This is a genomic window from Chitinophaga sp., from assembly GCF_036569125.1.
Taxonomy (GTDB): Bacteria; Bacteroidota; Bacteroidia; order Chitinophagales; family Chitinophagaceae; genus Chitinophaga.
Genome location: NZ_DATCRF010000421.1, coordinates 1 through 2,199, shown reverse-complemented (window position 1 = coordinate 2,199; position 2,199 = coordinate 1). Strand labels below are relative to the sequence as shown.

Genomic DNA, 2,199 nt, shown 5'->3' with positions numbered 1-2,199 from the left:
CCACATTACCGGTAGGCTTTTTTGTTCTGGTATCCTGCTCATACTCCACAGCCACCTGTATGGCCGGGTCCTGCGCATTGCCCATCAGCTCCCGGTAAAAACCATTGGGGCCGTATAAGCGCAAATGATATTTATTATTCTCAAACGCCTGCAAAGGCCATTCGTAGGTGATGCTGTCGCCGGCTTTTACGGCAAAGGCCCAGTTACGGGAAATATCCGTCACCCCTTTTTCATCCCTGAACGTTCCCGGCACATATACCGTAAAAGGCGAGCCTGCAGCATTTTTACCAAACACCTGGTTGCCGGCGCTCATTTTCAGCGTTACCTGTTTTTTATCTGCCGTGCAGGCGCCTTCTGCATACAGCTCGTACGGCAGCGCGCTGGAAGCACGTACCCCTTTCTCCTGGGTGGAGAGGGCATCCATTGCCAGCGGGTTTTCAATAATGTTACGGATCTCGTGCCCTGATATTTTTTTATAACCGCCCGGCTCCTGTTTGAATTTGGCATTATAAATATCTTCTACAAACTTATCGCGCTGCAGGAAGGGAATGGGTTCCAGCTTATTGCCGTTAAAAGGGCTGAAAGCCGCTGTAAGATCGCCGCAAATGGTTCTGCGCCATGCGCTGATATTCTTTTGCTGAATGTTCTTTTTATACTTCTGGTTCAGGAATGTTTCCAGGAACTGTAAGGTGGAGGTATGGTCAAACAGCTGGGAGCATACTTTACCACCACGGCTCCAGGGCGATGCTATGATCATGGGCACACGGAAACCCAGTCCTATAGGCGCTTCACGCGCAGCCTTTTTAGGCACACCCTGTTTCAGCTCATTTTCCAGGCGCACATGCTCTATTTCCGTATCAATGCCGGCAGATACTTTGCCGGTTTCGGGCTTGTTCTCATCGGGAATATAGAAAGGCTGTACGTGATCAAAGTAACCGTCATTTTCATCATAGGTTACAATGAAAATAGTTTTCTTCCATACATCCGGGTTCTTGGTAAGAATGTCCAGCACTTCAGATACATACCAGGCTCCATACCAGGGTGCGCTGGGATGGTCGGAGAAATTCTGCGGCGCTGCCAGCCAGGATACAGTGGGCAGCTTACCGCCTTCCACATCTTTCCGGAACTGGTGCAGCACATCGCCTTCCGGTACGGTTACATCCCGTTTCTGCCCGCCATCAGTATAGCTTAAGGTGGTGATGTTGCGGTAAGCAGGATCTCCCTCATTTACCACAAAGGCACGTTTGTATAAGCTCTTTTGTTCGGCGCTCAGCTTTTCAAAATTAGCCTGGTTCCATTTTTCCAGCTCTGCTTTTGCATTGTCCAGCACTTCCTGTTTTTTGGCCAGCTCCACTCTTATTTTCTGTGCGGCATCTTCAGTAGAAGGGCTGGCTTCCTGCAGCTTGTTGATCTGGTCGGGCAGCGTATCCACCTGCTTTTGCAGGTTTTGAATATAACGCGGTGCAAACTTTACATTGTAAGCGGCAAAAAATTCCAGCAGGTTACAGCCGAAGTTCGACAGCCAGGAGCGTTCCTCCCCTTTAAACCCGCCGCCACAGCTGGTTTCATTCTGGTAAAATTTCCAGGGTATATTATTTTGCTCCAGCAGCTCCGGGAATGTGTTCCAGGGCAGCTTGGCATAGCTGTAATCATCATTACGGATATGCGCCTTGGGAATACCGTCTGTTTCATGCGTGATCTTACCCGTCCAGAAAAAAGAGCGGTTAGGCGTGGTGCTGGTCATGGCCGAACAAAAGTTCTGATCACAAATGGTAAAGGCATCTGCCATGGCATAGTTAAAAGGCAGGTCTTCCCGGTTGTAATAACCCATGGTCAGCGGCATGGCTGCATACTGTTTATTGCCGGACCTTTTGGCTATGAGCCACTGATCATACTTCCCGTTATTATTAGCATCTACCTGGCTGGCGCGGGAGTGCGGCAAAGAGCCCATCCAGGTTACCTTGGTATCTTTAATATCCAAACGGAAAGGTGCATAGGTTTCGCCCAGCTCATTGGTTTGCAGCCATACCGGTTTTTTATCAGGTAGGGCCAGCGCACGCGGGTCATTAAAGCCGCGCACACCCTGCAAGGTGCCAAAGCAATGGTCAAAAGAACGGTTCTCCTGCATCAGTATCACTACATGTTCTGCATCCAGGTAAGTGCTGCCTAATGTAGGGTCTATAGCCAATGCGCGTTGAA

Annotated in this window: 1 protein-coding gene; it reads right to left on the bottom strand. The window is 49.6% G+C overall.

Annotated features, from left to right (window positions below; translation table 11 throughout):
- On the bottom strand, positions 1-2,199 hold a 2,199-nt coding region (locus VIM87_RS15610; RefSeq protein WP_331997890.1), incomplete at both ends, for a phosphocholine-specific phospholipase C.